General features: G+C 65.8%; 19 protein-coding genes. 9 read left to right on the forward strand and 10 right to left on the reverse strand.

What is annotated here, in order from left to right; genetic code table 11:
- Positions 1–23: 23 nt before the first annotated feature.
- Both hrpB and I6F28_RS21580 read right to left on the reverse strand, forming a co-directional pair.
- A complete protein-coding gene (gene hrpB, locus I6F28_RS21575; RefSeq protein WP_036026479.1) occupies positions 24–2498 on the reverse strand; it encodes an ATP-dependent helicase HrpB in 2475 nt (824 codons plus the stop codon).
- A gap of 118 nt (positions 2499–2616) precedes the next feature.
- Entirely contained in the window at positions 2617–3933 is a 1317-nt protein-coding gene (locus tag I6F28_RS21580) for a UDP-glucose dehydrogenase family protein (RefSeq protein WP_036026478.1), read from the reverse strand.
- 203 nt (positions 3934–4136) lie between these two features.
- On the opposite strand from I6F28_RS21580, the gene I6F28_RS21585 reads away from it, so the two are divergent.
- From I6F28_RS21585 to I6F28_RS21595, 3 genes are all read left to right on the forward strand, one after another.
- Complete coding sequence (locus tag I6F28_RS21585) at positions 4137–5204, forward strand: acyltransferase family protein (protein WP_225140971.1); 1068 nt, start codon at positions 4137–4139, stop codon at positions 5202–5204.
- Between the two features lie 259 nt (positions 5205–5463).
- Positions 5464–8544, forward strand: coding sequence for a DNA polymerase I (gene polA, locus I6F28_RS21590; RefSeq protein WP_225140973.1), 3081 nt, complete (start codon positions 5464–5466; stop codon positions 8542–8544).
- Positions 8545–8814: 270 nt separating this feature from the next.
- Positions 8815–9450 (forward strand): LysE family translocator, encoded by a 636-nt coding sequence (locus tag I6F28_RS21595; RefSeq protein WP_036026474.1) that lies wholly within the window; start codon positions 8815–8817, stop codon positions 9448–9450.
- A gap of 159 nt (positions 9451–9609) precedes the next feature.
- Here the strand turns inward: I6F28_RS21595 and I6F28_RS21600 are convergent, their stop codons facing one another.
- A complete protein-coding gene (locus tag I6F28_RS21600) occupies positions 9610–10236 on the reverse strand; it encodes a glutathione S-transferase family protein (protein WP_036026473.1) in 627 nt (208 codons plus the stop codon).
- A 184-nt stretch (positions 10237–10420) separates the two neighbouring features.
- Here I6F28_RS21600 and pyrE point away from each other — a divergent pair, with 184 nt between their 5' ends.
- Positions 10421–10984: an orotate phosphoribosyltransferase gene (gene pyrE, locus I6F28_RS21605; RefSeq protein ID WP_036014130.1), complete on the forward strand. Its 564-nt coding sequence runs from the start codon at positions 10421–10423 to the stop codon at positions 10982–10984.
- 217 nt (positions 10985–11201) lie between these two features.
- On the forward strand, positions 11202–12005 hold the full coding sequence (locus tag I6F28_RS21610; protein WP_036026471.1) for a DUF2865 domain-containing protein: 804 nt from the start codon (positions 11202–11204) through the stop codon (positions 12003–12005).
- A 61-nt stretch (positions 12006–12066) separates the two neighbouring features.
- Here I6F28_RS21610 and I6F28_RS21615 read toward each other — a convergent pair whose 3' ends face one another.
- The 7 genes from I6F28_RS21615 to I6F28_RS21645 form a co-directional block, all read right to left on the reverse strand.
- The gene (locus I6F28_RS21615; RefSeq protein ID WP_036026470.1) at positions 12067–12498 is read right to left on the reverse strand and encodes a hypothetical protein; all 432 of its coding nucleotides are present in this window, start codon (positions 12496–12498) and stop codon (positions 12067–12069) included.
- A gap of 270 nt (positions 12499–12768) precedes the next feature.
- A complete protein-coding gene (pdeM, locus tag I6F28_RS21620) occupies positions 12769–13440 on the reverse strand; it encodes a ligase-associated DNA damage response endonuclease PdeM (protein WP_050995974.1) in 672 nt (223 codons plus the stop codon).
- 42 nt (positions 13441–13482) lie between these two features.
- Positions 13483–16068 (reverse strand): ligase-associated DNA damage response DEXH box helicase, encoded by a 2586-nt coding sequence (locus I6F28_RS21625; RefSeq protein ID WP_225140975.1) that lies wholly within the window; start codon positions 16066–16068, stop codon positions 13483–13485.
- Between the two features lie 249 nt (positions 16069–16317).
- Positions 16318–16683 (reverse strand): nuclear transport factor 2 family protein, encoded by a 366-nt coding sequence (locus tag I6F28_RS21630; protein WP_036014140.1) that lies wholly within the window; start codon positions 16681–16683, stop codon positions 16318–16320.
- Positions 16684–16796: 113 nt separating this feature from the next.
- Positions 16797–17147 (reverse strand): RidA family protein, encoded by a 351-nt coding sequence (locus tag I6F28_RS21635; RefSeq protein ID WP_025032572.1) that lies wholly within the window; start codon positions 17145–17147, stop codon positions 16797–16799.
- 128 nt (positions 17148–17275) lie between these two features.
- On the reverse strand, positions 17276–18193 hold the full coding sequence (locus tag I6F28_RS21640; RefSeq protein WP_225140977.1) for a CE1 family esterase: 918 nt from the start codon (positions 18191–18193) through the stop codon (positions 17276–17278).
- A gap of 3 nt (positions 18194–18196) precedes the next feature.
- Complete coding sequence (locus I6F28_RS21645; protein WP_036026461.1) at positions 18197–19855, reverse strand: FAD-binding dehydrogenase; 1659 nt, start codon at positions 19853–19855, stop codon at positions 18197–18199.
- A gap of 281 nt (positions 19856–20136) precedes the next feature.
- Here I6F28_RS21645 and I6F28_RS21650 point away from each other — a divergent pair, with 281 nt between their 5' ends.
- The 4 genes from I6F28_RS21650 (at position 20137) to I6F28_RS21665 (ending at position 22620) form a co-directional block, all read left to right on the forward strand.
- Positions 20137–20658, forward strand: a complete 522-nt coding sequence (locus I6F28_RS21650; RefSeq protein WP_036014153.1) for a Clp protease/crotonase-like domain-containing protein — start codon at positions 20137–20139, stop codon at positions 20656–20658.
- A gap of 127 nt (positions 20659–20785) precedes the next feature.
- Positions 20786–20980 (forward strand): hypothetical protein, encoded by a 195-nt coding sequence (locus tag I6F28_RS21655; RefSeq protein ID WP_036014155.1) that lies wholly within the window; start codon positions 20786–20788, stop codon positions 20978–20980.
- 24 nt (positions 20981–21004) lie between these two features.
- Positions 21005–21595 (forward strand): SCO family protein, encoded by a 591-nt coding sequence (locus I6F28_RS21660; protein ID WP_036014156.1) that lies wholly within the window; start codon positions 21005–21007, stop codon positions 21593–21595.
- 89 nt (positions 21596–21684) lie between these two features.
- Positions 21685–22620: a transporter substrate-binding domain-containing protein gene (locus I6F28_RS21665; RefSeq protein WP_036014158.1), complete on the forward strand. Its 936-nt coding sequence runs from the start codon at positions 21685–21687 to the stop codon at positions 22618–22620.
- Positions 22621–22690 lie beyond the last annotated feature (70 nt).

A 22690-nucleotide genomic window follows, 5' to 3' on the forward strand; every position in this document is an offset into this window, starting at 1 on the left:
GGGTTAATGCCGGTTGCGAGTTCTCACGTCCCGCGCGGCTTCGCCCGCCTTGTCGGCACGGCGCTCGCGGGATCGTCGGGCCAGGGGTGACGCGGGTAGCGGCCGCGCAGGTCGGAGCGGACGGCGGCGTAGCTGCCGCGCCAGAAGCCGGGCAGATCGCGCGTCACCTGCACCGGACGCTGGGCCGGCGACAGCAATTCCAGCACCAGCGGCACCTTGCCGGCGGCGATCGAGGGATGGGTGTTGAGGCCGAACAATTCCTGCAGCCGCACCGCGATGGTCGGTCCCTGCTCGGCCTCGTAGTCGATCGCGAGCATAGTGCCGGTCGGCGCCTCGAAATGCGTCGGCGCCTCGCGGTCGAGCCGCGTGCGCATCTCCCAGGGCAAGAGCGCCATCAGGGCGTCGGAGAGATCGCCCGCGGAGATGTCCTTGAGCGCGATCTTGTCGGAGAGCGCCGGCACCAGCCAGTCGTCGCGCCGCGCGATCAGACCGTCGTCGGACAAATCGGGCCAGCTGTCGCCCTCGGCCTTGCGCAGGAACATCACGCGATCACGCCATTGCTTGGCGGCTTTCGACCAGGGCAGCCGGTCGAGGCCGGCCGCAATCAGTCCGTCGGCAAAGATGCGCGCGGTCTCCTCCGAGGGCGATACTGAAAGCGTTGCCTCAGACAGAGTGATCGCGTGCAGCACGCGCTTGCGCCGCGCCCGCAGCGCCATCGCGCCGCGATCAAAGGAGATCTCGTCGGCGGTCTCGATATGCTCGGCGAAATGTTGCTCGATCTCGTCCTCGGTGATTTGTGCAGCGAGCAGGATGCGTCCGCTCGCCGCCGTCCCGGTCATCTCACCGATCGCGATGTAGGGCGCACGGGCGAGCGAGGAGGTCTGCTCGACAGAGGCGCCGCGACCGTTGGCCAGCACGAAGCTGCCATTGCCGCGAGTGCGCGCGACGCGGTCCGGGAACGCATAGGCGAGCATCAGGCCGGTCGACAGATCCTCCTGCTGCGCCACCTTCTCCGACGCCGCGACCTGCGAAGCCCAGCGGTGCGCGAGATCGCGCGCGCTTGCCGCGCGTGGTGAGCGGTCGCGGTGGAACTGGTCGCGGCGGTGCTCGAGATCGACGCTGTCGCCGCCAAGGCCGCGCTCGGTGATGATGGCCGCGATCTCGGCGGCGGCCTGGCCCTCGCCGGCGCGATGCGAATCCACGATCATGCGCGCCAGCCGAGGCGGCAGCGCCAGCGCACGCAAACTCTTGCCTTCGGCGGTGATGCGGCCGTCGCCGTCGAGCGCGTTGAGCTCGCTCAGCAGGCTCTTGGCTTCCTTCCAGGCCGGCTGCGGCGGCGGATCGAGGAACGATAGAGCCGCGGGATCGCTGACGCCCCATTGCGCCAGATCGAGCACCAGCGAGGACAGGTCGGCGCTGAGGATTTCCGGCTGGGTGTACGGCGCGAGCGATGCGGTCTGCGGCTCGTCCCAGAGCCGGTAGCAGACGCCGGGCTCGGTGCGGCCGGCACGGCCGCGGCGCTGGTCCACCGCCGCGCGCGAGGCGCGCACGGTCTCGAGCCGGGTCAGGCCGATATCGGGCTCATAGCGCGGCACGCGGGCAAGACCGCTATCGACGACGATACGCACGCCCTCGATGGTGAGCGAGGTCTCCGCGATCGAGGTTGCCAGCACCACCTTGCGCGTGCCCTTGGGTGCCGGCGCGATGGCGCGATCCTGCACGGCGGCATCGAGCGCGCCGAACAGCGGCACGATCTCGACGGAGGCGTCCTGCACGCGCTCGGAGAGGAAATTCTGCGTGCGGCGGATCTCGGCGGCGCCTGGCAGGAAGGCCAGCACCGAGCCGCTATCGGCGCGCAGCGCAGATGCGATCGCATCCGCCATCTGCCGCTCGATCGGCGCGTCCGCCTTGCGGCCGAGATAGCGTGTCTCGACCGGAAACGCACGGCCCTCGCTCTCGACGACGGGGGCATCGCCGAGCAGCCTTGCCACCCGCGCACCGTCGAGCGTCGCCGACATCACCAGGATGCGCAAATCCTCGCGCAAGCCGGTTTGCGCATCACGCGCCAGCGCCAGGCCCATGTCGGCGTCGAGCGAGCGTTCATGGAATTCGTCGAACAGGATCGCGGCAACGCCTGTTAGTTCGGGATCGTCGAGGATCTGGCGGGTGAAGATGCCCTCGGTCACCACCTCGATGCGCGTCGCGCGCGAGATCTTCGAGCCGAAGCGGACCCGATAGCCGACGGTTTCGCCGGCGCGCTCGCCGAGCGATTTGGCCATGCGGTCGGCACTGGCGCGCGCGGCGATGCGGCGCGGCTCCAGCACGATGATCTTCTTGTCCTTGGCCCAGGGCGCATCGAGCAAGGCCAGCGGCACGCGCGTGGTCTTGCCGGCGCCGGGAGGGGCCACCAGCACTGCGGCGTTGCTAGCCTCCAGCGTACGCGACAAATCGTCGAGCACGGCATCGATCGGGAGGGGCGTGTCGAAACTGCGGGGCAAGATCTATCCACTCGTCATGCCCGGGCTTGTCCCGGGCATCCACGTCCTCGACCAGAAAACAGACGTGGATGGCCGGGACAAGCCCGGCCATGACGAATTTATGTGGAGCTGGGAACGATCAGCCCTGCACCGCCGGCCGACCGACGCTCTCGTAGACGAAGCCGGCGGCTTCCATGTCTTCGGGGCGGTAGATGTTGCGGAGGTCGACGACGACCGGCTGCGCCATGGTCGCCTTCAACCGGTCGAGATCGAGCGCGCGGAACTGGACCCATTCGGTGACGATGACGAGAGCGTCGGCGCCTTGCGCGCAGGCATAGGCGTCCTCGCAATAGGTGATATCGGGCAATTCGCCCTTGGCCTGCTCCATGCCGACGGGATCGAACGCCTTCACCTTCGCGCCCATGTCGATCAGGCCCGTTACCAGCGGGATCGACGGCGCATCGCGCATGTCGTCGGTGTCGGGCTTGAAGGTGAGGCCGAGCACCGCGACGGTCTTGCCGCGCAGATTGCCGCCGAGCGCCTGGCTCACCTTGCGCGCCATCGCGCGCTTGCGGTTCTCGTTGACCGCCAGTACCGATTCGACGATGCGCAGGGAGACGTCGTAGTCCTGCGCGATCTTGATCAGGGCCTTCGTGTCCTTCGGGAAGCACGAGCCGCCGAAACCGGGACCGGCATGCAGGAATTTGGTGCCGATGCGGTTGTCGAGACCGATGCCGCGCGCGACCTCCTGCACGTTGGCGCCGGCCTTCTCGGACAGGTCGGCGATCTCGTTGATGAAGGTGATCTTGGTCGCGAGGAACGCGTTGGCGGCATATTTGATCATCTCGGCGGTCCGGCGCGCGGTGAACATCAGCGGCGCCTGGTTCAGCGACAGCGGACGGTAGATGTCGCCCATCACCTTGCGGCCGCGCTCGTCGGAGGTGCCGACCACGATGCGATCCGGGAATTTGAAATCGCGGATCGCCGCGCCCTCGCGAAGGAACTCAGGGTTCGAGGCGACAACCACGTCGGCCTTGGGATTGGCCTCGCGGATGATGCGCTCGACCTCATCGCCGGTGCCGACCGGCACGGTCGATTTCGTCACCACCACGGTGAAGCCCTGCAGCGACTGCGCGATCTCTTTCGCGGCGGCATAGACGTAAGACAGGTCGGCGTGTCCGTCGCCGCGGCGCGAGGGCGTGCCGACCGCGATGAACACGGCATCAGCATCGGCGACCGGCTGCTTCAGGTCGGTGGTGAAGTCGAGCCGCTTGGCTTTCACGTTGTTCGCGACCAGCTCGTCGAGCCCGGGCTCGTAGATCGGGATCTCGCCGCGATGGAGTGCCGCGATCTTCCTCTCGTCCTTGTCGACGCAGGTGACGTCGTGGCCGAAATCCGCAAAGCAGGCGCCGGACACCAATCCCACATAGCCCGTGCCGATCATCGCAATTCGCATGAAAAATCCTGTTCCAGCTTGGTTAACGGACGTCCAACTCGGCCCAATCCGGGGCGGTTTAGCATTTTCCCGAGGCCATGGAACAGTCCGCATGCAAAAACCGGCCCGCGATTTGAACCGGTAAAGAAGTCGGAAACTACTGGGCTCCAAACTGCCCCAGGCCCGCACAGGCACGGGCGGAACGCGCCTCGAAAAGGGACACCATGGCACGATCAGGCACAATCGCGGCGGCCAGCCCCTCCACGGCCGCTTCGGGCGCGCGTATCGACTGGGTCGACTACGCCAAGGGTATCTGCATCGTCATGGTGGTGATGATGCATTCGGTGCTGGGGGTGGAGCTTGCCGCCGGGCAGACCGGGTTCATGCACGTGCTCGTAGCCTTCGCAAAGCCGTTCCGGATGCCGGATTTCTTCCTGATTTCGGGCTTGTTCCTGTCTCTGGTGATCGATCGGGACTGGCGAACCTATCTCGACCGCAAGGTGGTGCATTTCGCCTATTTTTATGTCGTCTGGGTGACAATCCAATTCGGCTTCAAGGCCCCGGCCTTTGCGGCCGAGACCAGCTGGCAGCATGTTGGCCTGCTGTATCTCGAATCCTTCATCGAGCCGTTCGGCACGCTGTGGTTCATCTATCTGTTGCCGGTCTTCTTCGTCGTCACGAAACTGACACGCAAGGTCCCATCGCTCGCGGTCTGGCTCGTCGCCGCCGCGCTGGAGACCGCGCACATCACGACCGGCTGGACCGCCATCGACGAGTTCTGCGCACGCTTCGTCTATTTCTATTCGGGCTATTTGTTCGCGCCCTACGTGTTCGCCCTGTCGGATCAGGCGCGGAAGCATCCGGCGCTGGCGCTTGCAGCGCTCGCTGCCTGGGCGCTGATCAATGCCGGCCTCGTCGCAGCGGGCGCCAGCGAGTGGGCGATCGTCTCGCTCGCGCTCGGCTTCGCCGGCGCCTGCGCCATCATCGCGGCGGGCACGCTGCTCGCGCGGGCGCACTGGCTCAACTTCCTCCGCTTCTGCGGCGAGCATTCGATCGTGATCTATCTCGCCTTCTTCCTGCCGATGGCGGCGACGCGAACGCTGCTGCTGCGCACCGGCGTCATCCCTGATATCGGCACGGTGTCGCTGCTCGTTACCGTCGCTGGCGTGCTCGGATCGCTTGTGATCTGGCAGGTCGCGCTCCGCCTCAATGCGCGCTTCCTGTTCGAGCGGCCCGATGCGTTCTGGATCGCGCCGAGGAAGGCGGGCGCGCGGTTGCAGGCAGCGGAGTAGCTGCCCTCTCGGTGTCGTCGCCCGGCTCGACCGGGCGACCCAGTACGCCGAGAGCATTGATTGAGCCGAGAAGCCGCGGCGTACTGGATTCCCCGCTTGCCGCCTACGCTAGAGCTTCGGCGTGCCCAAGACCGAGACCTCGGCGAAGCCTTGGCGTAGCCGGGTCGCGGGGAATGACAGCGGGGGATAGTCGCGCTACCGGCCCAAAAATCCGCCTCCCAAGGCTGTCAAAGTCCGCAAAAATTCATACATTGCGGCCATGCCCAAGACATCTCCGAAGACCACCGCCAAAGCTGACACCAAGGCCGCGCCGAAAGCTGCCGCAGAGACCAAGCCCGCTGTTGCCAAGGCTGCTGCCAAACCGGTCGCGGCAAAGGCGGCCGGAAAGGGCGACCACGTCTTCCTGGTCGATGGTTCCTCCTACATCTTCCGCGCCTATCACGCGCTGCCGCCGCTGAACCGCAAATCCGACGGGCTCCAGGTCAACGCCGTGCTCGGCTTCTGCAACATGCTGTGGAAGCTGCTCCGCGAGATGCCCGAGGACAATCGGCCGACGCATCTGGCCATCATCTTCGATAAGTCGGAGATCACCTTCCGCAACAAGATCTATCCGGACTACAAGGCGCACCGGCCGCCGGCCCCCGACGATCTCATTCCGCAATTCGCGCTGATCCGCGAAGCCGTGCGCGCCTTCGACCTGCCCTGCCTGGAACAGATCGGCTTCGAGGCCGACGATCTCATCGCGACCTATGTGCGCCAAGCCTGCGAGCGCGGCGCCAGCGCCACCATCGTGTCGTCAGATAAGGACCTGATGCAGCTCGTCACCGATTGCGTCACGATGTACGACACCATGAAGGACCGCCGCATCGGCATATCAGAGGTGATCGAGAAGTTCGGCGTGCCGCCGAACAAGGTGGTCGAGGTGCAGGCGCTCGCGGGCGATTCCACCGACAACGTGCCGGGCGTACCCGGCATCGGCATCAAGACCGCGGCGCAACTGATCACCGAATATGGCGATCTCGACCAATTGCTGTTCCGCGCCGGCGAGATCAAGCAGCCCAAGCGGCGCGAGGCGCTGCTCGAGAACGCGGAGAAGGCGCGCATCTCGCGGCAGCTCGTGCTGCTCGACGACAAGGTCGAGCTGGAGGTGCCGCTGGACGACCTCGCCGTCCACGAGCCCGACGCGCGCAAGCTGATCGCCTTCCTCAAGGCGATGGAGTTCACGACGCTGACGCGGCGCGTCGCCGAATATGCGCAGATCGATCCCGCCAATATCGATGCCGATCCCGGCTATGCCAGCGGCGCCAGCGTATTCACGACGTTGCCGCCCTCGGACGTGGTGCCCACACCGGGCACGGGAACTCCGGCGCCGGCCCGGCCGAACCAGCCCAACAAGTCGGCAGGCAAGGAGGACAAGGCTGCGAGCCCGAAGGGGGCACCGATCTCCCTCGCCGCCGCGCGCGAAGAGGCGCTGCGCAAGCTTCCGGTCGATCGAGGCAAATACCAGACCATCAAGACGCTGAAGGAGCTCGACGCCTTCATTGCGCGCATCCATGACGCCGGCCATGTCGCGATCGAGACAAGAGCGAGCTCGATCGATCCGATGCAGGCCGATCTCTGCGGCATCGCGCTGGCACTGGCGCCGAACGAGGCCTGCTACGTGCCGCTGGCGCACAAGCAATCCGGCGGCGGCGCCGGCCTGTTCGATGCCGGCCTCGCGCCGGACCAGGTCAAGCATGACGACGCGCTGCAAGCGCTGCGGCCGGTGCTGGAATCGGCGGGCATCCTCAAGATCGGCTTCGACGTCAAGTTCACGGCCGTGATGCTGGCGCAGCACGGCATCACCCTGCGCAACATCGACGATGCGCTGCTGATCTCCTACGTGCTCGATGCCGGCCGCGGCTCGCATGCGCTGGAATCGTTGTCGGAGCGCTGGTTCGGCCATGCCATGCTGAAGGACAGCGAGCTGCTCGGCAGCGGCAAGGGCAAGATCACCTTCGACCAGGTGCCGATCGACAAGGCCGCACCGCTGTCAGCCGAAAGCGTCGACATCGCGTTGCGGGTGTGGCGCGTGCTGAAGCCGCGCCTGGTTTCCGAGCACATGAGTGCGGTCTACGAGACGCTGGAGCGGCCGCTGGTCTCCGTGCTTGCGCGTATGGAGCGGCGCGGCATCTCGATCGATCGCCAGGTGCTGTCGCGTCTGTCCGGCGACTTCGCCCAGACCGCAGCGCGCGTCGAGGCCGAGATCCAGGAGATCGCGGGCGAGCCGGTCAATGTCGGCAGCCCCAAGCAGATCGGCGACATCCTGTTCGGTAAGATGGGATTGCCTGGCGGCACCAAGACCAAGACCGGCGCGTGGTCGACCACCGCACAGGTGCTCGACGAGCTCGCCGAGCAGGGCCACGACTTCCCGAAGAAGATTCTGGAGTGGCGCCAGGTCTCCAAGCTGAAATCGACCTACACCGACGCGCTGCCGACCTACGTCAACCCGCAGACCCACCGCGTGCACACCACCTACGCGCTGGCTGCGACCACGACGGGGCGCTTGTCGTCGAACGAGCCGAACCTGCAGAACATTCCGGTGCGTACCGAGGACGGCCGCAAGATCCGCCGCGCCTTCATCGCCACGCCCGGGCACAAGCTGGTCTCGGCCGATTATTCACAGATCGAGCTGCGGCTGCTGGCCGAGATCGCCGACATTCCGGTGCTGAAGCAGGCGTTCCGCGATGGGCTCGACATTCACGCCATGACCGCGTCGGAAATGTTCGGTGTGCCGATCAAGGGCATGCCGAGCGAGATCCGCCGCCGCGCGAAAGCGATCAATTTTGGCATCATCTACGGCATCTCCGCCTTCGGCCTCGCCAACCAGCTCGGCATCGCGCGCGAGGAAGCCTCCGCCTACATCAAGAAGTATTTCGAGCGGTTCCCCGGCATCCGCGCCTATATGGACGAGACGCGCGATTTCTGCCGCAACCACGGCTACGTCACCACGCTGTTCGGCCGCAAGTGCCACTACCCCGACATCAAGGCTTCGAATGCCTCGGTGCGCGCCTTCAACGAGCGCGCCGCGATCAACGCGCGGCTTCAGGGCACCGCCGCCGACATCATCCGCCGCGCCATGACGCGCGTGGAGGATGCGCTCACCGAGAAGAAGCTCTCGGCGCAAATGCTGCTCCAGGTGCACGACGAATTGATCTTCGAGGTGCCGGACGACGAGGTCGAGGCAACGCTCCCCGTCGTGCAGAAGGTGATGCAGGATGCGCCGTTCCCGGCCGTGCTGCTCTCGGTGCCGCTGCATGTCGACGCCCGCGCCGCGAACAATTGGGACGAGGCGCATTAGCGCACTTCCTTACCTCTCCCCGCTTGCGGGGAGAGGTCGGATCGCCCTTCCGATCCGGGTGAGGGGGTGCAGGTCTATCGACGACCGCCCGTGTGGAGAAAGCCCCTCACCCCAACCCTCTCAGGGCGAGCGAAGCTCGTCCCGGCCCCGTAAGAACCGGGGCGAGGGAGCACACCGGCGCAAGACCTCGATTGTCCTCCGAGCAATTGCGCGATGGCAGCGCGATCCCGCGCGTATTAGAACCTTTGCATCTCCCGCACCGGTTCAACCATGCCCCACACCTACGCCTTGCTCGGCTTCGCCCTCGTCAGCCTCGGCCTCGTGCTCACGCCGGGACCGAACATGATCTACCTGATCTCGCGCTCGATCACGCAAGGCGGCGCGGCCGGCATCGTCTCGCTCGGCGGCGTGGCGCTCGGCTTCGTGTTCTACATGCTGTGCGCGGCGTTCGGTATCACGGCGCTGTTGCTCGCCATTCCTTTCGCCTATGACGCGCTGCGCTTTGCCGGTGCCGGCTATTTGCTGTGGCTCGCCTGGCAGGCGGTGAAGCCGGGCGGACGCTCGCCGTTCCAGGTGAGGAAGCTCGCGGTCGACAGCCCGCGCAAATTGTTCGTGATGGGCTTCATCACCAACCTGCTCAACCCGAAGATCGCGATGCTGTATCTGGCGCTGCTGCCGCAGTTCATCGATCCCACAGCGGGCAGCGTGCTCACGCAGTCGGTGGTGCTGGGCGCGATCCAGATCGCGATCAGCGTCAGCGTCAACGCGATGATCGCGCTCGCGGCCGGATCGATCGCGCTGTTCCTGGCGAACCGGCCGAGCTGGATGCTGGTGCAACGCTGGCTGATGGGCACCGTGCTGGCCGGGCTCGCGGTGCGGATGGCGGTCGAAGCGAAGAGGGTGTGAGGATGGTCTTCACCTCTCCCCGCCTGCGGGGAGAGGTCGAATTCGATCGCAGATCGAATTCGGGTGAGGGGGTACAGGTCTCTCGACCATCTCGCATGGGGAGAGAGGCCCCTCACCCCAACCCTCTCCCCGTAAGAACGGGGAGAGGGAGAAGAGAGCTCAATCCAGCTTCGCCTCCATCCCCCGCTTCACGGCCGGGCGCGCCATCAGGGCCTCGTACCAGCGCTTGACGTTGGGGAAGTCGGCCAGATCAACCTTGTGGCGAGGATGGCGCCAGGCCCAGCCCAGGATGGCAAAATCGGCAACCGAGAGCTCGCCGGCGACGAAGTCGCGCCCCTCCAGGCGGCGGTCGAGCACGCCGTAGAGCCGGCGGGTCTCGGCCATGAAGCGCTTCAGGCCGTAGGCCCGGTCCTGCTCGTTCTCGAGTGCGATGAAATGGTGTACCTGGCCGGGCATCGGGCCGAAGCCGCCCATCTGCCACATCAGCCATTCGTAGACCGGAATGCGCTGGATAAGCGATTTCGGCAGGAATTTGCCGGTCTTTTCGCCGAGATAGAGCAGGATCGCGCCGGATTCGAAGATGCTGACGGGCTTGCCCTCAGGCCCCTCGGGGTCGACGATCGCGGGGATCTTGTTGTTGGGCGAGAGGTTGAGGAACTCGGGCGCCATCTGCTCGCCCTTGGTGATGTTCACCGGGATCACCTTATAGGGCAGCCCCATCTCCTCCAGCGCGACCGAGATCTTGCGGCCGTTCGGCGTGTTCCAGGTATAGAGCTCGATGGTCATTCCGTGTCCTTCCCCAAGAGGCTTGCCCGAAGGCTTGCCCCCTCACCTACTCCAGAAGGTTGCGCCCTCACAACCTTTGGGCCGGGATGGCCGATCCCTGTTGACGGGAGACGCCCCCTCTGGAATGTCGCGTCGGTCGCGGATAAATTCCGCCCCCACCAAAAACGCTGTTTGAGGGACCGCCGTGTCGAAATCCGCCTCCCGCGCCCGCCTGTTCGAGATCATCCGCCGGCGCTCATTCGGCCGCGGCGAGGTGACGCTCGCGTCGGGCCGCAAGAGCGATTTCTACTTCAACCTCAAGCCGACCATGCTCGACCCCGAGGGCGCAACGCTGCTCGCCGAGCTGACTTACGAGGCGCTCAAGGACGACCAGCTCGATTTCATCGGCGGTCTCGAGATGGGCGCGGTGCCGCTCGCCGGCGCGCTGGCGCAGATCTCCTGGATCAAGGGTCATCCGATCGCGGCCTTCTTCGTGCGCAAGAAGCCGAAGGAGCACGGCGCGAAGCTCGCGATCGAGGGCCTGCCCAAGGGCGAGACGCTGGCGGGCAAGCGCGTCGTGATCGTCGAGGACGTCACCACCACGGGCGGCTCGGCGATGAAGGCGGTGGAATCGGTGCGCGAGGCCGGGGCCAATGTCGTGCTGGTGCTGACCATGGTCGATCGCGAGGAAGGCGCCACCGACACGTTCGGTGCGGCTGGCCTGCCGTTCCGCTCGCTGTACAAGGCGTCGGAATTCTTGAAGGGGTGAAGTGGCGGAAATTTCTCCGCCGTCATGCCTCAATGTGTCCCGGTAGCAACCACCCGTCCAAAGCTGCGCCCAGCCTTAAAGAGGCCACCGCCTCGTCTTGAAACCGCCTACGCTCAACTGCTCATTTACCATCCCGCTTTATGGTGAATCGTGTGCTGAGATCGCTCGGTCCCAGCCGATTCAGTAGCGTCGGGTGGAGTAAGCATTGCGTACAGTCATGTCCCATGCGCGCCGGCGGCGTCGCGCTTCGCTTGTGGCCGCCATGCTGGCAGCGCCGCTGCTGGCGGCGCCGACCTCGGTTGCAGCCGAAGGCCTGTTCGATTTCCTCTTCGGCGGAATGCAGCAGCGGCCGCAGCGCGAGGTGCCGCCGGCGAACTCCCACGTCGATCCCTTCAGCAGCCAGCAGAATGGCGCCACGCCGCAATATGTGCCGCCGACCCGCTCGGCCGCGGCCGGTGGCTCGGGACCGGCCTTCTGCGTACGCAGTTGCGACGGGAAATACTTTCCGCTGATGCGCGGTCTCGTCTCACCCGCGCAGATGTGTCAGGCGTTCTGTCCTGCCAGCGCGACCAAGGTCTATTTCGGCTCGTCGATCGACGGTGCCTATTCACAGACCGGCGAGCGCTACGCCGACAGCGAGAACGCGTTCGCCTACCGCAAGGCGCTGCGCGCCGACTGCACCTGCAACGGCCGTGAACCCGTCGGTCTTGCCCCGGTCGACCTTGCGCTGGATTCCTCCCTGAAGGCCGGCGACGTGATCGCCACCAGCGACGGCCTCGTCGCCTATACCGGCGTCCGCGTCGGCAACGACCAGGCTGCGGATTTCACCCCGGTTGCCTCCTATCCCGGCCTCACCGCGCAGGTTCGAGCGCGGCTCGGCGAGATGAAGGTGGCGCCGGTGCGCGCCGAGACGGTGTCGGCAGATGCGCCAGCGTCAAACGAGATCGTGCGCGAGCCGCTGCCGGACGTGACAGTGCCGAAGACCGCCGCGAAGCCGGCGAAGCGGGCGGGGTTGGATTAAGCCTCACCTGTAACCACACCGTCATTGCGAGCGTAGCGAAGCAATGACGGAATTTGCGGCACTACCTCCCGATGATCACGCCGATCACATTCGGCGCCGCCAGATATTTCTCCTCGATCGCGGCGCGCGCGGAGGCGCGGTTCTCCGGCGTCAGGAGGCCGCGCTTCTCGGCCAGGATCATCCAGCAGAAGCCCCACCAATCGGTCAGCATGCCCTGATCGCCGACGAGGTCATAGCCCTGCTCCGCCGCGAAGATGCGCGCATGCGCTTCGTCCAGCGTGTCGAGAAACAGATGATCCTCGGACGAGAACAGATCGTCGCTGACATCGTCGATGGTGTAGCCCCAGATCGACTGGCACACCGCGTTGAACTCGCGGTCGAACTGGTCGTCATCGACCCTCTGGCGCCGCGCGGCCTGATGCAGCCGTGACAGCGAGCGCGCGAAATCGGCGATCCGGGTGAGGGCAAACTGGTCGAAGGCAATGGTGGACATGTAGTCCTCGCAAAGTCGGACAGACGCTAGATATTGTATCGGCGAGACGCCGAATCACAATGATATATCAAAGACTTGCTAAAGTGTTCTTAATTTGTTCTGGGCGCGCGTGGAATCGAAAGGGGCCGCCCGAGGCGACCCCTTTGCCGGTTGCAATCTTGTTCGGGATGAAATCCAGCCCCGGCAAGCGCGGACGTTAATACCGACAGCGGGCTTTGCGCGATTCCGGAAAAATACCGGTCGTAGTGCTGTCCTAATGCAGCCGGCGCCTCAATGGCAGCGCGAGGCCGCAATGGCGTGGACGCGGCGGTCGCCGAGGAGATGGGCGACAAAGCCATTCGCCGGAAAGATCTTTGCGAAGGCTGGATCGCGGACGCTGAGGCCCCCCGCGTAAGCACCGAATGCCGGCATCACCGCCCGCATCCCGTCGCTGGCGAAGCAGCGGCGCTCCATCGAGCGGCCACGCGCCGAGACACGCGCCTTCGGATGCAGATGGCCGGCGATCTCGCCGTGGGCGCCGGTCGGCTCGTGGCGGAAGGTGATCGGGCCGATTGCGACTTCGTCCGCGATGGTGCCGCCGAGATCGCGCGGCAGCATGGGGTCGTGATTGCCGGAAATCCAGATCCAGTCGCGGCCGGTCTGGAGTGCGGCCAAGGCGTCGCGGTCCTCGGCGGACAGGCGCTCATGCGCGCTGCGGTCGTGAAAACTGTCGCCGAGCGCGATGACCACTCGCGGATCATGGCGGGAGATGACAGCAGCGAGCCGGCCGAGCGTCGCAATGGTATCGTAAGGCGGCAGCAATACGCCGCGCGTAGCGAAGCTCGAGCCTTTCTCGAGATGCAGGTCGGAGACGACGAGCAGGCGCTGCTCGTCCCAGAACAGCGCGCCGGAGAGATCGGCCGCAAAGGTCACATCGCTGATCGTGACTCTGGAAACGCGCATGTCCTCGACATCTCCCGAAATCAGCGCGCCTGCCGTCACGTCTTACCCGCTTCGATCCATCGCCTCTTTGACGAGCTCGTCGGCGGCTTCCGCCAAAAGCTCGTCTGCAGCTTCGCCATAAACTGACTCGCGGCCGATTTCCAGCATCACGGGCACGGCGAGCGGGGAGACGCGGTCGAGTTCCCGGTGCGTGATGCGGCCGTGGATGCGCATCAGCATGTCGCCGAGCCGGCGCAAATCGAGCAGGCCGGTGGCGGCATCGGCGCGCGCAGCGCGGAGCAGGACGTGATCGGCCTGGTGCTTGCGCAACACGTCGTAGACGAGATCTGTCGAGAACAGCACCTGACGGCGGCTCTTCTCTTCGCCGGTGTGACGGCGCGCGATCAGGCCGGAGATGATGGCGCAGTTGCGGAAGGTTCGCTTCATCAGCGCGGATTCGGCGAGCCAGGCTTCGAGATCATCGCCGAGCATGTCAGGATCGAACAGCGCGTTGAGGTCGACCCGCCCATCGCGGATCATGAAGGAGAGATCACCGAGCCCCCAGATCGCCACGGCATATTCATTGGCGACGAAGCCGAGCGGACGCGCGCGAGCGCGCTCCAGCCGGCGCGTCAGCAGCATGCCCAAGGTCTGATGCGCGAGACGGCCCTCGAAGGGGTAGCAAACGAGATAATGCTTGTTGGCCCGCGGAAAGCTCTCGACCAGCAGCTCGCGGACCGCCGGCACTCTGCTGACATCCTTCTGCAGCGACAGCCAGTCGCGCACCTGCTCCGGCAAGCCGCCCCAGGCGCGGCCATCATCGAGCAGGCGGCGCACGCGCTCGGCGAGATAGGTCGAAAGCGGAAACTTGCCGCCCATGTAGGACGGCACCTTCGGGTCCTTGTCATGCGCGCGCGAGACATAGACCTGGTCCTCGACCAGGGTCTCGTAGCGCACCACTTCGCCCGAGAACACGAATGTGTCGCCGGGGGAGAGGCCCTCGATGAAGGCTTCCTCGATCTCGCCGAGCAGTCGGCCGCCGCGTGCGATCACGCCTGTGGATCCTGCACCGCTGCCGCGCGAACGCACCAGCCGCACCTTCAGCATGTCGTCCTCGACGATGGTGCCGACATTCATGCGGTAGCTCTGCCGCACCTTGGGATTGGCGACGCGCCAGCGTCCCTCCTTGTCCTGCTTGATGCGAGCAAAGCGCTCATAGGTCTTCAGCGCATAGCCGCCGGAGGCGACGAAATCGACGACGTCGTCGAAATCCTGCCGCGACAGGCTTGCGTAGGGCGCGGCGGTGCGAACCTCGCCATAGAGCTCGTCGCTGAAGAACGGCTCGCCACAGGCACAGCCCAGAACATGCTGAGCCAGCACGTCGAGAGCGCCAGTGCGCAAGGGCGGCGTATCCTGCGCATTCTCGGCGATGGCGTCGATGGCGACGCGGCACTCCAGCACTTCAAAACGGTTGGCGGGCACCAGCACCGCGCGGGAGGCCTCGTCGAGGCGGTGATTGGCGCGGCCGATGCGCTGCATCAGACGCGAGGAGCCTTTTGGCGCGCCGATATTGACGACGAGATCGACGTCACCCCAGTCGACGCCGAGGTCGAGCGAGGAGGTGCAGACCACGCCGCGCAGCCGGCCCGCCGACATGGCGTCTTCGACCTTGCGGCGCTGGGCGACGTCGAGCGAGCCGTGATGCAGCGCGATGGCAAGGCCATCGTCGTTCATGCTCCAGAGATTCTGGAACAGCATCTCGGCCTGGCTGCGGGTGTTGACGAAGACCAGCGTGGTCTTGTTGGCCTTGATCAGCTCGTAGATTTCAGGGAGCGCGTGACGCGCGCTGTGACCGGCCCAGGGCAGCCGCTCGCGCGTATCGAGCATCTCGACCACGGGCGGCGCGGCGCCGCCAGCGACGACGATGTCGGCTGCCCGCTCCTTGCCGTCGGGCTGCGGCACCAGGAAGCGCGCGAGCTGCTCTGGCTCGGCTACGGTCGCGGACAAGCCGATCGCGCGCATCTGCGGCGAGAGGCGCCACAATCGCGCCAGCCCGAGGGAGAGCAGATCGCCCCGCTTGGACGTGACCAGCGCGTGCAGCTCGTCGAGCACGATGCGCTTTAGAGAGGAAAACAGGAACGGTGCGTCGTCGGAGGAGAGCAGCAGCGCGAGCTGCTCGGGCGTCGTCAGCAACACGTCGGGCGGATAGCGCCGCTGCCGCTGACGGCGCGACACCGGCGTATCGCCGGTGCGGGTCTCGACCTTGATGGGCAAGTCCATCTCGGCGATCGGACGCTCGAGATTGCGCGCGATGTCGACGGCGAGCGCCTTGAGCGGCGAGATGTAGAGGGTGTGCAGGCCACCGCTGCGCTGCACGCTGCGGCCGGTGGAGACGAGGTTCTTCTTCGCGCCCGCGTTGCGCGTCAGCGGCTGCGCCGACAGCTCGACCAGCGTCGGCAGAAATCCGGCCAGCGTCTTGCCGGCGCCGGTCGGCGCAATCAGCAGCGCCGACCGGTCCTCGCGCGCCTTCTCCAGCAGCGCCAATTGATGCGCGCGCGGCGACCAGCCGCGGGCTGCGAACCAGGCCTGGAAGCGATCCGGCAGCAGCGCGGCCGGCTCGGTCGATGTTTGGAGGATACGGGGCGGCACGGCATGACAGGTAAGCCGTAGGGATGGCTTCGTCGAGGGGGCTATGGCCTGCGACAGGGCGATCGAACACGCGCTGTCCATTTGAAGCACGATAGACTCGACATCGTCATGGCCGGGCTTGTCCCGGCCATCCACGTCTTACCCGCGGCACGAAGAACGTGGATGCCCGGGACAAGCCCGGGCATGACGACCGCTTGTGAGGTCCAAATTTCGGTCCTCTCCTCGCCTGCGTGTCGAGGGCCAGCGCTCTCACGCCCCGGCCGGGACCTGATCGAGAAATCCGGTCACGCTTCTGATCCGGCCGTCCTTCAGCACGGCGAAATCGGTGCCCTTGATCGGGCTGTCGGCGCCGTCAGGGCCAAGTCCCCACGAGAAGCGGATGTGATCGCCGTAGCCGTTGGGCTCGCCGATCAGCTTGAATGTGAAATCGGGAAAGCGCTGCTGCACACCTGCGATCAGCGCCTCGATGCCGTCCTGGCCGTCGCCCTTCATCACGGGGTCGACGTAGCTCGCATCCGTCGTCCAGCTTTCGCTCAGCAGCTCGCGGCGGCGGCCGGCGCTGCGCTCGTTCCAGAGCTCGATGTAGCGGCGGGCGATGGTGACGGGGTCGGTCATGGTTCTCTCCTTCGATGGCGCCGTGTTGTCCGGCTGACCGTGACTATCGAAGGTTCACGCGCGTTGATCGATTACCTCGGAGGTCATCAACGCGCGTGAGGTTTTCGCAAAAATTACTTCGCCGCCGTCACCATGATCTCGACGGTGTATTGCGGGGCGGCCAGCTTGGCTTCGACGGTGGCGCGCGCAGGCGTATTGCCGGGCGAGACCCAGGCGTCCCACACAGCGTTCATCTCTGCGAAGGTCTTCATGTCGGTGATGTAGATCGTGGCCGAGAGCAGCTTCGACTTGTCGGTGCCGGCCTTGGCGAGGTGACCGTCGATGGTCGCCAGGATGTCCTGGGTCTGCTTCGTCACGCTTTCGCCGGCCGCCTTGTTGGCGACGACACCGGCGAGATAGACGGTGTTGCCGTGCACGACGACCTGGCTCATGCGCGGGCCGGTTTCAAAACGCTGAATGCTCATCTGGATCTCCTGGCTGGAATGGCGGCCCTGTCTAGCCCAGCGGTTTGCACTGTGCCACCCCTTGGCACGCGTGCGTTGCCTGCCACGCATGCGTTGCCCGGCACGCATGCGTGGGGCAGCAACGCCGTTTACGGAAACCGGCTGAAGAACGTCCAGATCGTTTCGGCGCCGTCGATGTCGCCGTTCTGCGGTCCGAGCAGGTTCCTGGCGACCTTCGGGAATCGGGCATCCGGAGCAAAGCCTGGCATGCGGTGGCCGCCGTGGTTGATGCGATAGAGCACGACGTCGTGCCCAGCCGGACAGCGCGAGCTGATCCGCGTCACCGTGGACTGGTCCGCCGGCGTCGCGTCGGGCATGTCGGTGATCCCGGCGTCGTCGGTCTCGCAGCCATTGAGCCTGCGCCAGAACGCCAGCGTCTCGTCCGTCGACCAGAATCCCTCTGCGGCAAAATAGCTCGATCCGCGCCCGCCCTCATAAGGGACCAGCGGATCTTCGGTCCCGTTCATGAGCAGCATCGGCAGCGGCCGCGACGGATGACAGGTGACGGCGGCTTCATCGTTGAGGTTCATGATCACACTCGCAGCCGCCGCAAACAGATCGGCCCGCGCGCAGGCCATGGTCATCGCCATGGCACCGCCATTCGAGACGCCGGCGACGTAGACGCGCTTCGCATCGGCCGTGCCGTCGCCCACCAGCTTCTCGACCAGCCTTGCGATGAAGGCGACGTCATCGGTGCCGACCGGTGGTCCGCGCAGGGCCGGCCCCGCCTTGGTGCGCGCGTCCGCCCATGCGTTGTTGAGCCCGTCCGGAAACACCACGGCGAGGCCCTCGCGCTTGGCGACCTGCGGCCAGGCCGTCCGTGTGACCATGTCGGCGCCGCGCTGGGTCTTGCCATGCAGCACGATGACGAGCGGTGCGGGCCGCTTGGCCGGCAGTTGCGCGGTGTAGGAGCGCTTCACCCCGTTGACATCGACCGTATCGGCGGACGCAGCCGAAGCTGCCGTCAAAGCAGCGATCAGCGTGGCGATGCGCATCCGCCGCCGCATGGTCTAGCCCACTGCCTTGGCGGCGGCACGGCCCGCATTGCGGCCCGAGAACAGGCAGCCGCCCAGAAAGGTGCCTTCCAGCGAGCGATAGCCATGCACGCCGCCGCCACCGAAGCCGGCGGCCTCGCCGACGGCGTAAAGGCCGGGAATGACGCGGCCCTCCTCCCCGAACACGCGGGAGTCGAGATCGGTCTCGAAGCCGCCCAGCGTCTTGCGGGTGAGAATGTTGAGCTTCACCGCGATCAGCGGCCCATGCGCGGGATCGAGGATGCGGTGCGGAGAAGCAGTGCGGATCAACTTGTCGCCGATATAGCGGCGCGCATTGTGGATGTTCATGACCTGCGCATCCTTGACGTAGGGATTGGCGATCTCGCGGTCGCGCGCCTCGATCTGCATCCTGATGTGCTCGAGCTTGAGGAGATCGCTGCCGGCGAGCTTGTTCATGGCCGCAACGAGCTCATCGAGCTTGTCGCGGACAATGAAGTCGACACCATGGCTCTTGAACGCCTCCACCGGCGCCGGCGCGCCCTTGTTGGTGGCGCGGCGAAGCGTCATGCGCCAGCTCTTGCCGGTCAGGTCCGGGTTCTGCTCCGAGCCCGACAGCGCAAACTCTTTCTTGATGATGCTCTGGGTCAGGATGAACCAGGAATAGTCGTAGCCGGTCGACATGATGTATTTGAGCTGGCCGAGCGTGTCCGAGCCCGGGAATAGCGGCGCCGGCAGCCGCGTGCCTGTGGCGTCGAACCACATCGAGGAAGGACCCGGCAGGATGCGGATGCCGTGGCGCGGCCAGATCGGGTTCCAGTTCTGGATGCCCTCGACGTAGTGCCACATGCGGTCGCGGTTGATCAGCCGTGCGCCGGTCTTTTCCGTGATGCCTATCATGCGCCCGTCGACATGCTCGGGCACGCCGGAGATCATGAACTTCGGGGGCTCACCGAGCCGCTCCGGCCAGTTCTGCCGCACGAGCTCGTGGTTGCCGCCGATGCCGCCGGAGGCGACGATCACGGCCTGCGCCTTCAACGCGAAGTCACCGACCACGTTGCGCGAGGAGCTCTTACCGCGCTCTGCATCATCAGGCGCAAGAACGACGCCGCTGACGCCATCCACCGTGCCATTGGTGACCGAGAGCGCATCGACGCGATGGCGGAATCGGAAGATCAATCGGCCGGTCTTCATCGCCTCGCGCGCGCGGCGCTCGAACGGTTCGACGATGCCCGGGCCGGTGCCCCAGGTGACGTGGAAGCGCGGCACCGAATTGCCGTGGCCCATCGCATCATATCCGCCGCGCTCGGCCCAGCCGACCACGGGAAAGAAGCGATGGCCCATCGCGCGCAGCCAGCCGCGCTTCTCGCCGGCCGCGAAGGCCACATAGGCTTCGGCCCATTGGCGCGGCCAGAAATCCTCGTCGCGGTCGAAGCCGGCGGTGCCGAGCCAGTCCTGCATGGCAAGCTCGTAGGAGTCCTTAATGCCGAGCCGGCGCTGCTCCGGCGAATCGACCAGGAACAATCCGCCGAACGACCAGAACGCCTGGCCCCCCAGCGACTGCTCGCCTTCCTGGTCGATAACGATCACGCGCTTGCCCGCATCAGCGATCTCAGTGGCGGCAACGAGGCCCGACAGTCCCGCACCGACGACGATGACATCCGTTTCTTCAACCATGCGCTTCCCCCTCCAAGTTTTTCTCCTCCTCAAGGGTTCCCCCCTGTAGTTGCCCGGATTGAAGCCAGCGGTTGCAACTGAGATCAAGGGTAGGGCGCGCAAGACCTCGTTAACTTGTTCCACTTTGGGATGGAGACCGGCCGGGTGCAGCGCGGACGCAACACTGGATTTAATTTGTTTTGAGCCAGCAGGCCTGCCTAGACAAAGCCTCGGTTACGACCGACGCTAGCCGTGCATCATCACCTGACACACAGATTCGAATTCGACTGGGGCGGGGGAAAATGAATTTTCTGACGGGGTTGCTTGCGGCGGTTCTCTTGATCGCAGGCATGGGGGCTTCTCACGCGGTGGTTCGGATCGCGGATGACCGCGGCGGCCGGATCGGAACCTACGTCGACAAGTACCAGGACCTCAGGCAATCGGGCGAGACGGTCATCATCGATGGCCTCTGCGCCTCGGCCTGTACCATCGTTCTCGGTGCTATCCCGCACGACCGGATCTGCGTGACCTCGCATGCGACGCTGGGCTTCCATGCCGCCTGGGATTTCGGCGCGAACGGCCGCGCCATCACCAATCCCGAAGCGACCCAGATGCTCTATGCGATGTATCCCTCGCAGATCAGGCGCTGGATCGGCCAGCGGGGCGGCCTCACCCCGCGGATGCTCTTCCTGAGGGGCAAGCAGCTCCAGGCCATGTACAAGCCGTGCTACCTGGACGCGCAGGCCTCGACGACCAGGCCGTCGCGCCGGTCGCTCCCGCAAGCGGAGCCGCTCGAATCCGCCCGGGGCCAGCTCCTCCACTGACATCCACAGGCTGGCGGCGTCCTCTGGCGCCGCCGCGGCGTCTTGCCTGCGGGCGGCGCCTTGCTCGCAGCCGGCGCAAAGCCTATCTGAAAGCCAGGGAACCGGGGCCTTCGTCCCGATCGTTGTCATGGCTCAACCGCTGCACCCGGCACATCGGCTATCGGACAATTCGCCCACTGCCGGGCGGATGCCATCCGTGCTGCTGTGGGCGGGCGCTGCAATCGGCGGTCTCGCCGTGATCGGCGCGCTGGCGCTCTGGTTCCACTATGGCAGCCAGGTGTTCTTCGAAATGATCAGGACCGGCTTTGCCGCCTGCTTCTGACCTGCGACAGGAAGTTTTCCGCCCATGAGCTCCGCCACCCGTCCGCTGGTGATCGCGACCGCCTTCGCTACAAGCCTCGTCGTCGGGCTCCTGATCATGTTCTGGGCCATGGGCGGGGTCGGCAAGGTGGCACAGCCGGCCGCGATCGGCGGCCCGTTCCAGCTGACCGACCAGAACGGCAAGGCCGTCACCGACAAGAGCCTAAAGGGCAAGCCGACCCTGATCTTCTTCGGCTACACCCATTGCCCCGACGTCTGCCCGACCTCGCTGTTCGAGATCTCGGAAGTGCTGCGCGCGCTGGGCAAGGACGCCGACAAGGTCAATGCCATCTTCATTTCGGTCGATCCCGAGCGCGACACGCCGGCGACGATGAAGGATTACCTGTCGAGCTTCGATCCGCACCTCCAGGGCCTGTCCGGCGACCCCGCCGAGACCGCCAAGGTGATCTCCTCCTACCGGGTCTATGCCAAAAAGGTCCCGACCAAGGACGGCGATTACACGATGGACCACACCGCGCTGATCTACCTGATGGACCGCGAGGGCAGGTTCGTCTCGCCGTTCAATTTGAAGCGGACGCCGGAAGAGGCAGCGGTTGATTTGAAGCGGTATCTCTGAGCTTCACGCTGGCCACAATCGGCGCTCGCGTTCCCGGCGGGATGGTCTATAAGGCCCTCCGATCCCGACGAAATTCATTCCTTCGGCCGATGGCTCCATCGCAACAGGCGAAATCGCTCAAATCTGTCCGTGGCTTGCTGGCAGGGCTGGCTGCTGGCCTTTGCCTGCTCGGCGGCCTCACCGAGGCGAACGCGCAAGCTCCCGCCAAGCGGCCTCCGGCTGCGCCACAGACCACCCCTCAGGCGGCGCCCCAGGCCGCCCCGCAGGCGGTGCCCGGGTTCTGGGACCCGCGCCGGCGCCCCGAACGGCCGGACCTGTCCCGCCTGACCGTGATCCGCTTCCTGACCGAGACCGACTATCCGCCGTTCAACTACACCGGTGCGGACGGCAATCCGGCCGGCTTCAACGTCGATTTCGCCCGCGCCCTGTGCGAGGAGATCAAGGTCACCTGCACGGTGCAGATGCGGCGTTTCGAGACGCTGGTCGATGCGCTCACCTCCAACCGGGGCGATGCCATCATCGCCTCCATGGCGGTGAGCCCGCAGCTGCGCGCCCGCGTCGACTTCACCGATCCCTATTACCGCGTGCCGGCGCGCTTCGTCTCGCGCAAGGATGCGGTGATGCCGGAGATCCGCCCCGAATATCTCGAGGGCAAGAAGGTCGGCGCCATCGCCGGCTCGGCGCACGAGGCGTATCTCAAGGCGATGTTCACCGACGCCGAGCTGCACGCCTACCCCAATGACGATGCGATGCGCGCAGCTCTGCGCAGGGGCGAGGTCGACTTCATCTTCGGCGACGCCATCTCGCTGGCGTTCTGGATCAACGGCACGGATTCGGCCGATTGCTGCGCCTTCTCCGGCGGTCCGTTCGTCGAGAGCCGTTTCTTCGGCGAGGGCATCGGCATCGCCGTGCGCAAGGGCAACGACGTGCTGCGCCAGGCCCTGAACTGGGCGATGTTCCGGATCTGGGAAAAAGGCCGCTACACCGATCTCTGGCTACGGTATTTCTCGGTCAGTCCGTTCTGACCTCCGCCTGCAGCGGGAGTGCGGACGATCGCAGAGATCATCACGCGCGCGTCATACCCATTCACCACGC

Source organism: Bradyrhizobium sp. NBAIM14 (genome assembly GCF_020193895.1).
GTDB classification, from domain to species: domain Bacteria; phylum Pseudomonadota; class Alphaproteobacteria; order Rhizobiales; family Xanthobacteraceae; genus Bradyrhizobium; species Bradyrhizobium yuanmingense.

Bases quoted from the DNA above. Each gene is read 5' to 3' on its own strand.
- I6F28_RS21650 (WP_036014153.1), top strand. From the start codon at position 20,137: ATGAATTTTCTGACGGGGTTGCTTGCGGCGGTTCTCTTGATCGCAGGC.
- I6F28_RS21600 (WP_036026473.1), bottom strand. From the start codon at position 10,236: ATGACCATCGAGCTCTATACCTGGAACACGCCGAACGGCCGCAAGATC.
- I6F28_RS21665 (WP_036014158.1), top strand. From the start codon at position 21,685: ATGGCTCCATCGCAACAGGCGAAATCGCTCAAATCTGTCCGTGGCTTG.
- I6F28_RS21595 (WP_036026474.1), top strand. From the start codon at position 8,815: ATGCCCCACACCTACGCCTTGCTCGGCTTCGCCCTCGTCAGCCTCGGC.
- polA (WP_225140973.1), top strand. From the start codon at position 5,464: ATGCCCAAGACATCTCCGAAGACCACCGCCAAAGCTGACACCAAGGCC.
- I6F28_RS21630 (WP_036014140.1), bottom strand. From the start codon at position 16,683: ATGACCGACCCCGTCACCATCGCCCGCCGCTACATCGAGCTCTGGAAC.
- I6F28_RS21640 (WP_225140977.1), bottom strand. From the start codon at position 18,193: ATGCGGCGGCGGATGCGCATCGCCACGCTGATCGCTGCTTTGACGGCA.
- I6F28_RS21580 (WP_036026478.1), bottom strand. From the start codon at position 3,933: ATGCGAATTGCGATGATCGGCACGGGCTATGTGGGATTGGTGTCCGGC.
- I6F28_RS21635 (WP_025032572.1), bottom strand. From the start codon at position 17,147: ATGAGCATTCAGCGTTTTGAAACCGGCCCGCGCATGAGCCAGGTCGTC.
- I6F28_RS21615 (WP_036026470.1), bottom strand. From the start codon at position 12,498: ATGTCCACCATTGCCTTCGACCAGTTTGCCCTCACCCGGATCGCCGAT.
- I6F28_RS21655 (WP_036014155.1), top strand. From the start codon at position 20,786: ATGGCTCAACCGCTGCACCCGGCACATCGGCTATCGGACAATTCGCCC.
- I6F28_RS21610 (WP_036026471.1), top strand. From the start codon at position 11,202: ATGTCCCATGCGCGCCGGCGGCGTCGCGCTTCGCTTGTGGCCGCCATG.
- I6F28_RS21585 (WP_225140971.1), top strand. From the start codon at position 4,137: ATGGCACGATCAGGCACAATCGCGGCGGCCAGCCCCTCCACGGCCGCT.
- I6F28_RS21660 (WP_036014156.1), top strand. From the start codon at position 21,005: ATGAGCTCCGCCACCCGTCCGCTGGTGATCGCGACCGCCTTCGCTACA.
- pdeM (WP_050995974.1), bottom strand. From the start codon at position 13,440: ATGCGCGTTTCCAGAGTCACGATCAGCGATGTGACCTTTGCGGCCGAT.
- I6F28_RS21645 (WP_036026461.1), bottom strand. From the start codon at position 19,855: ATGGTTGAAGAAACGGATGTCATCGTCGTCGGTGCGGGACTGTCGGGC.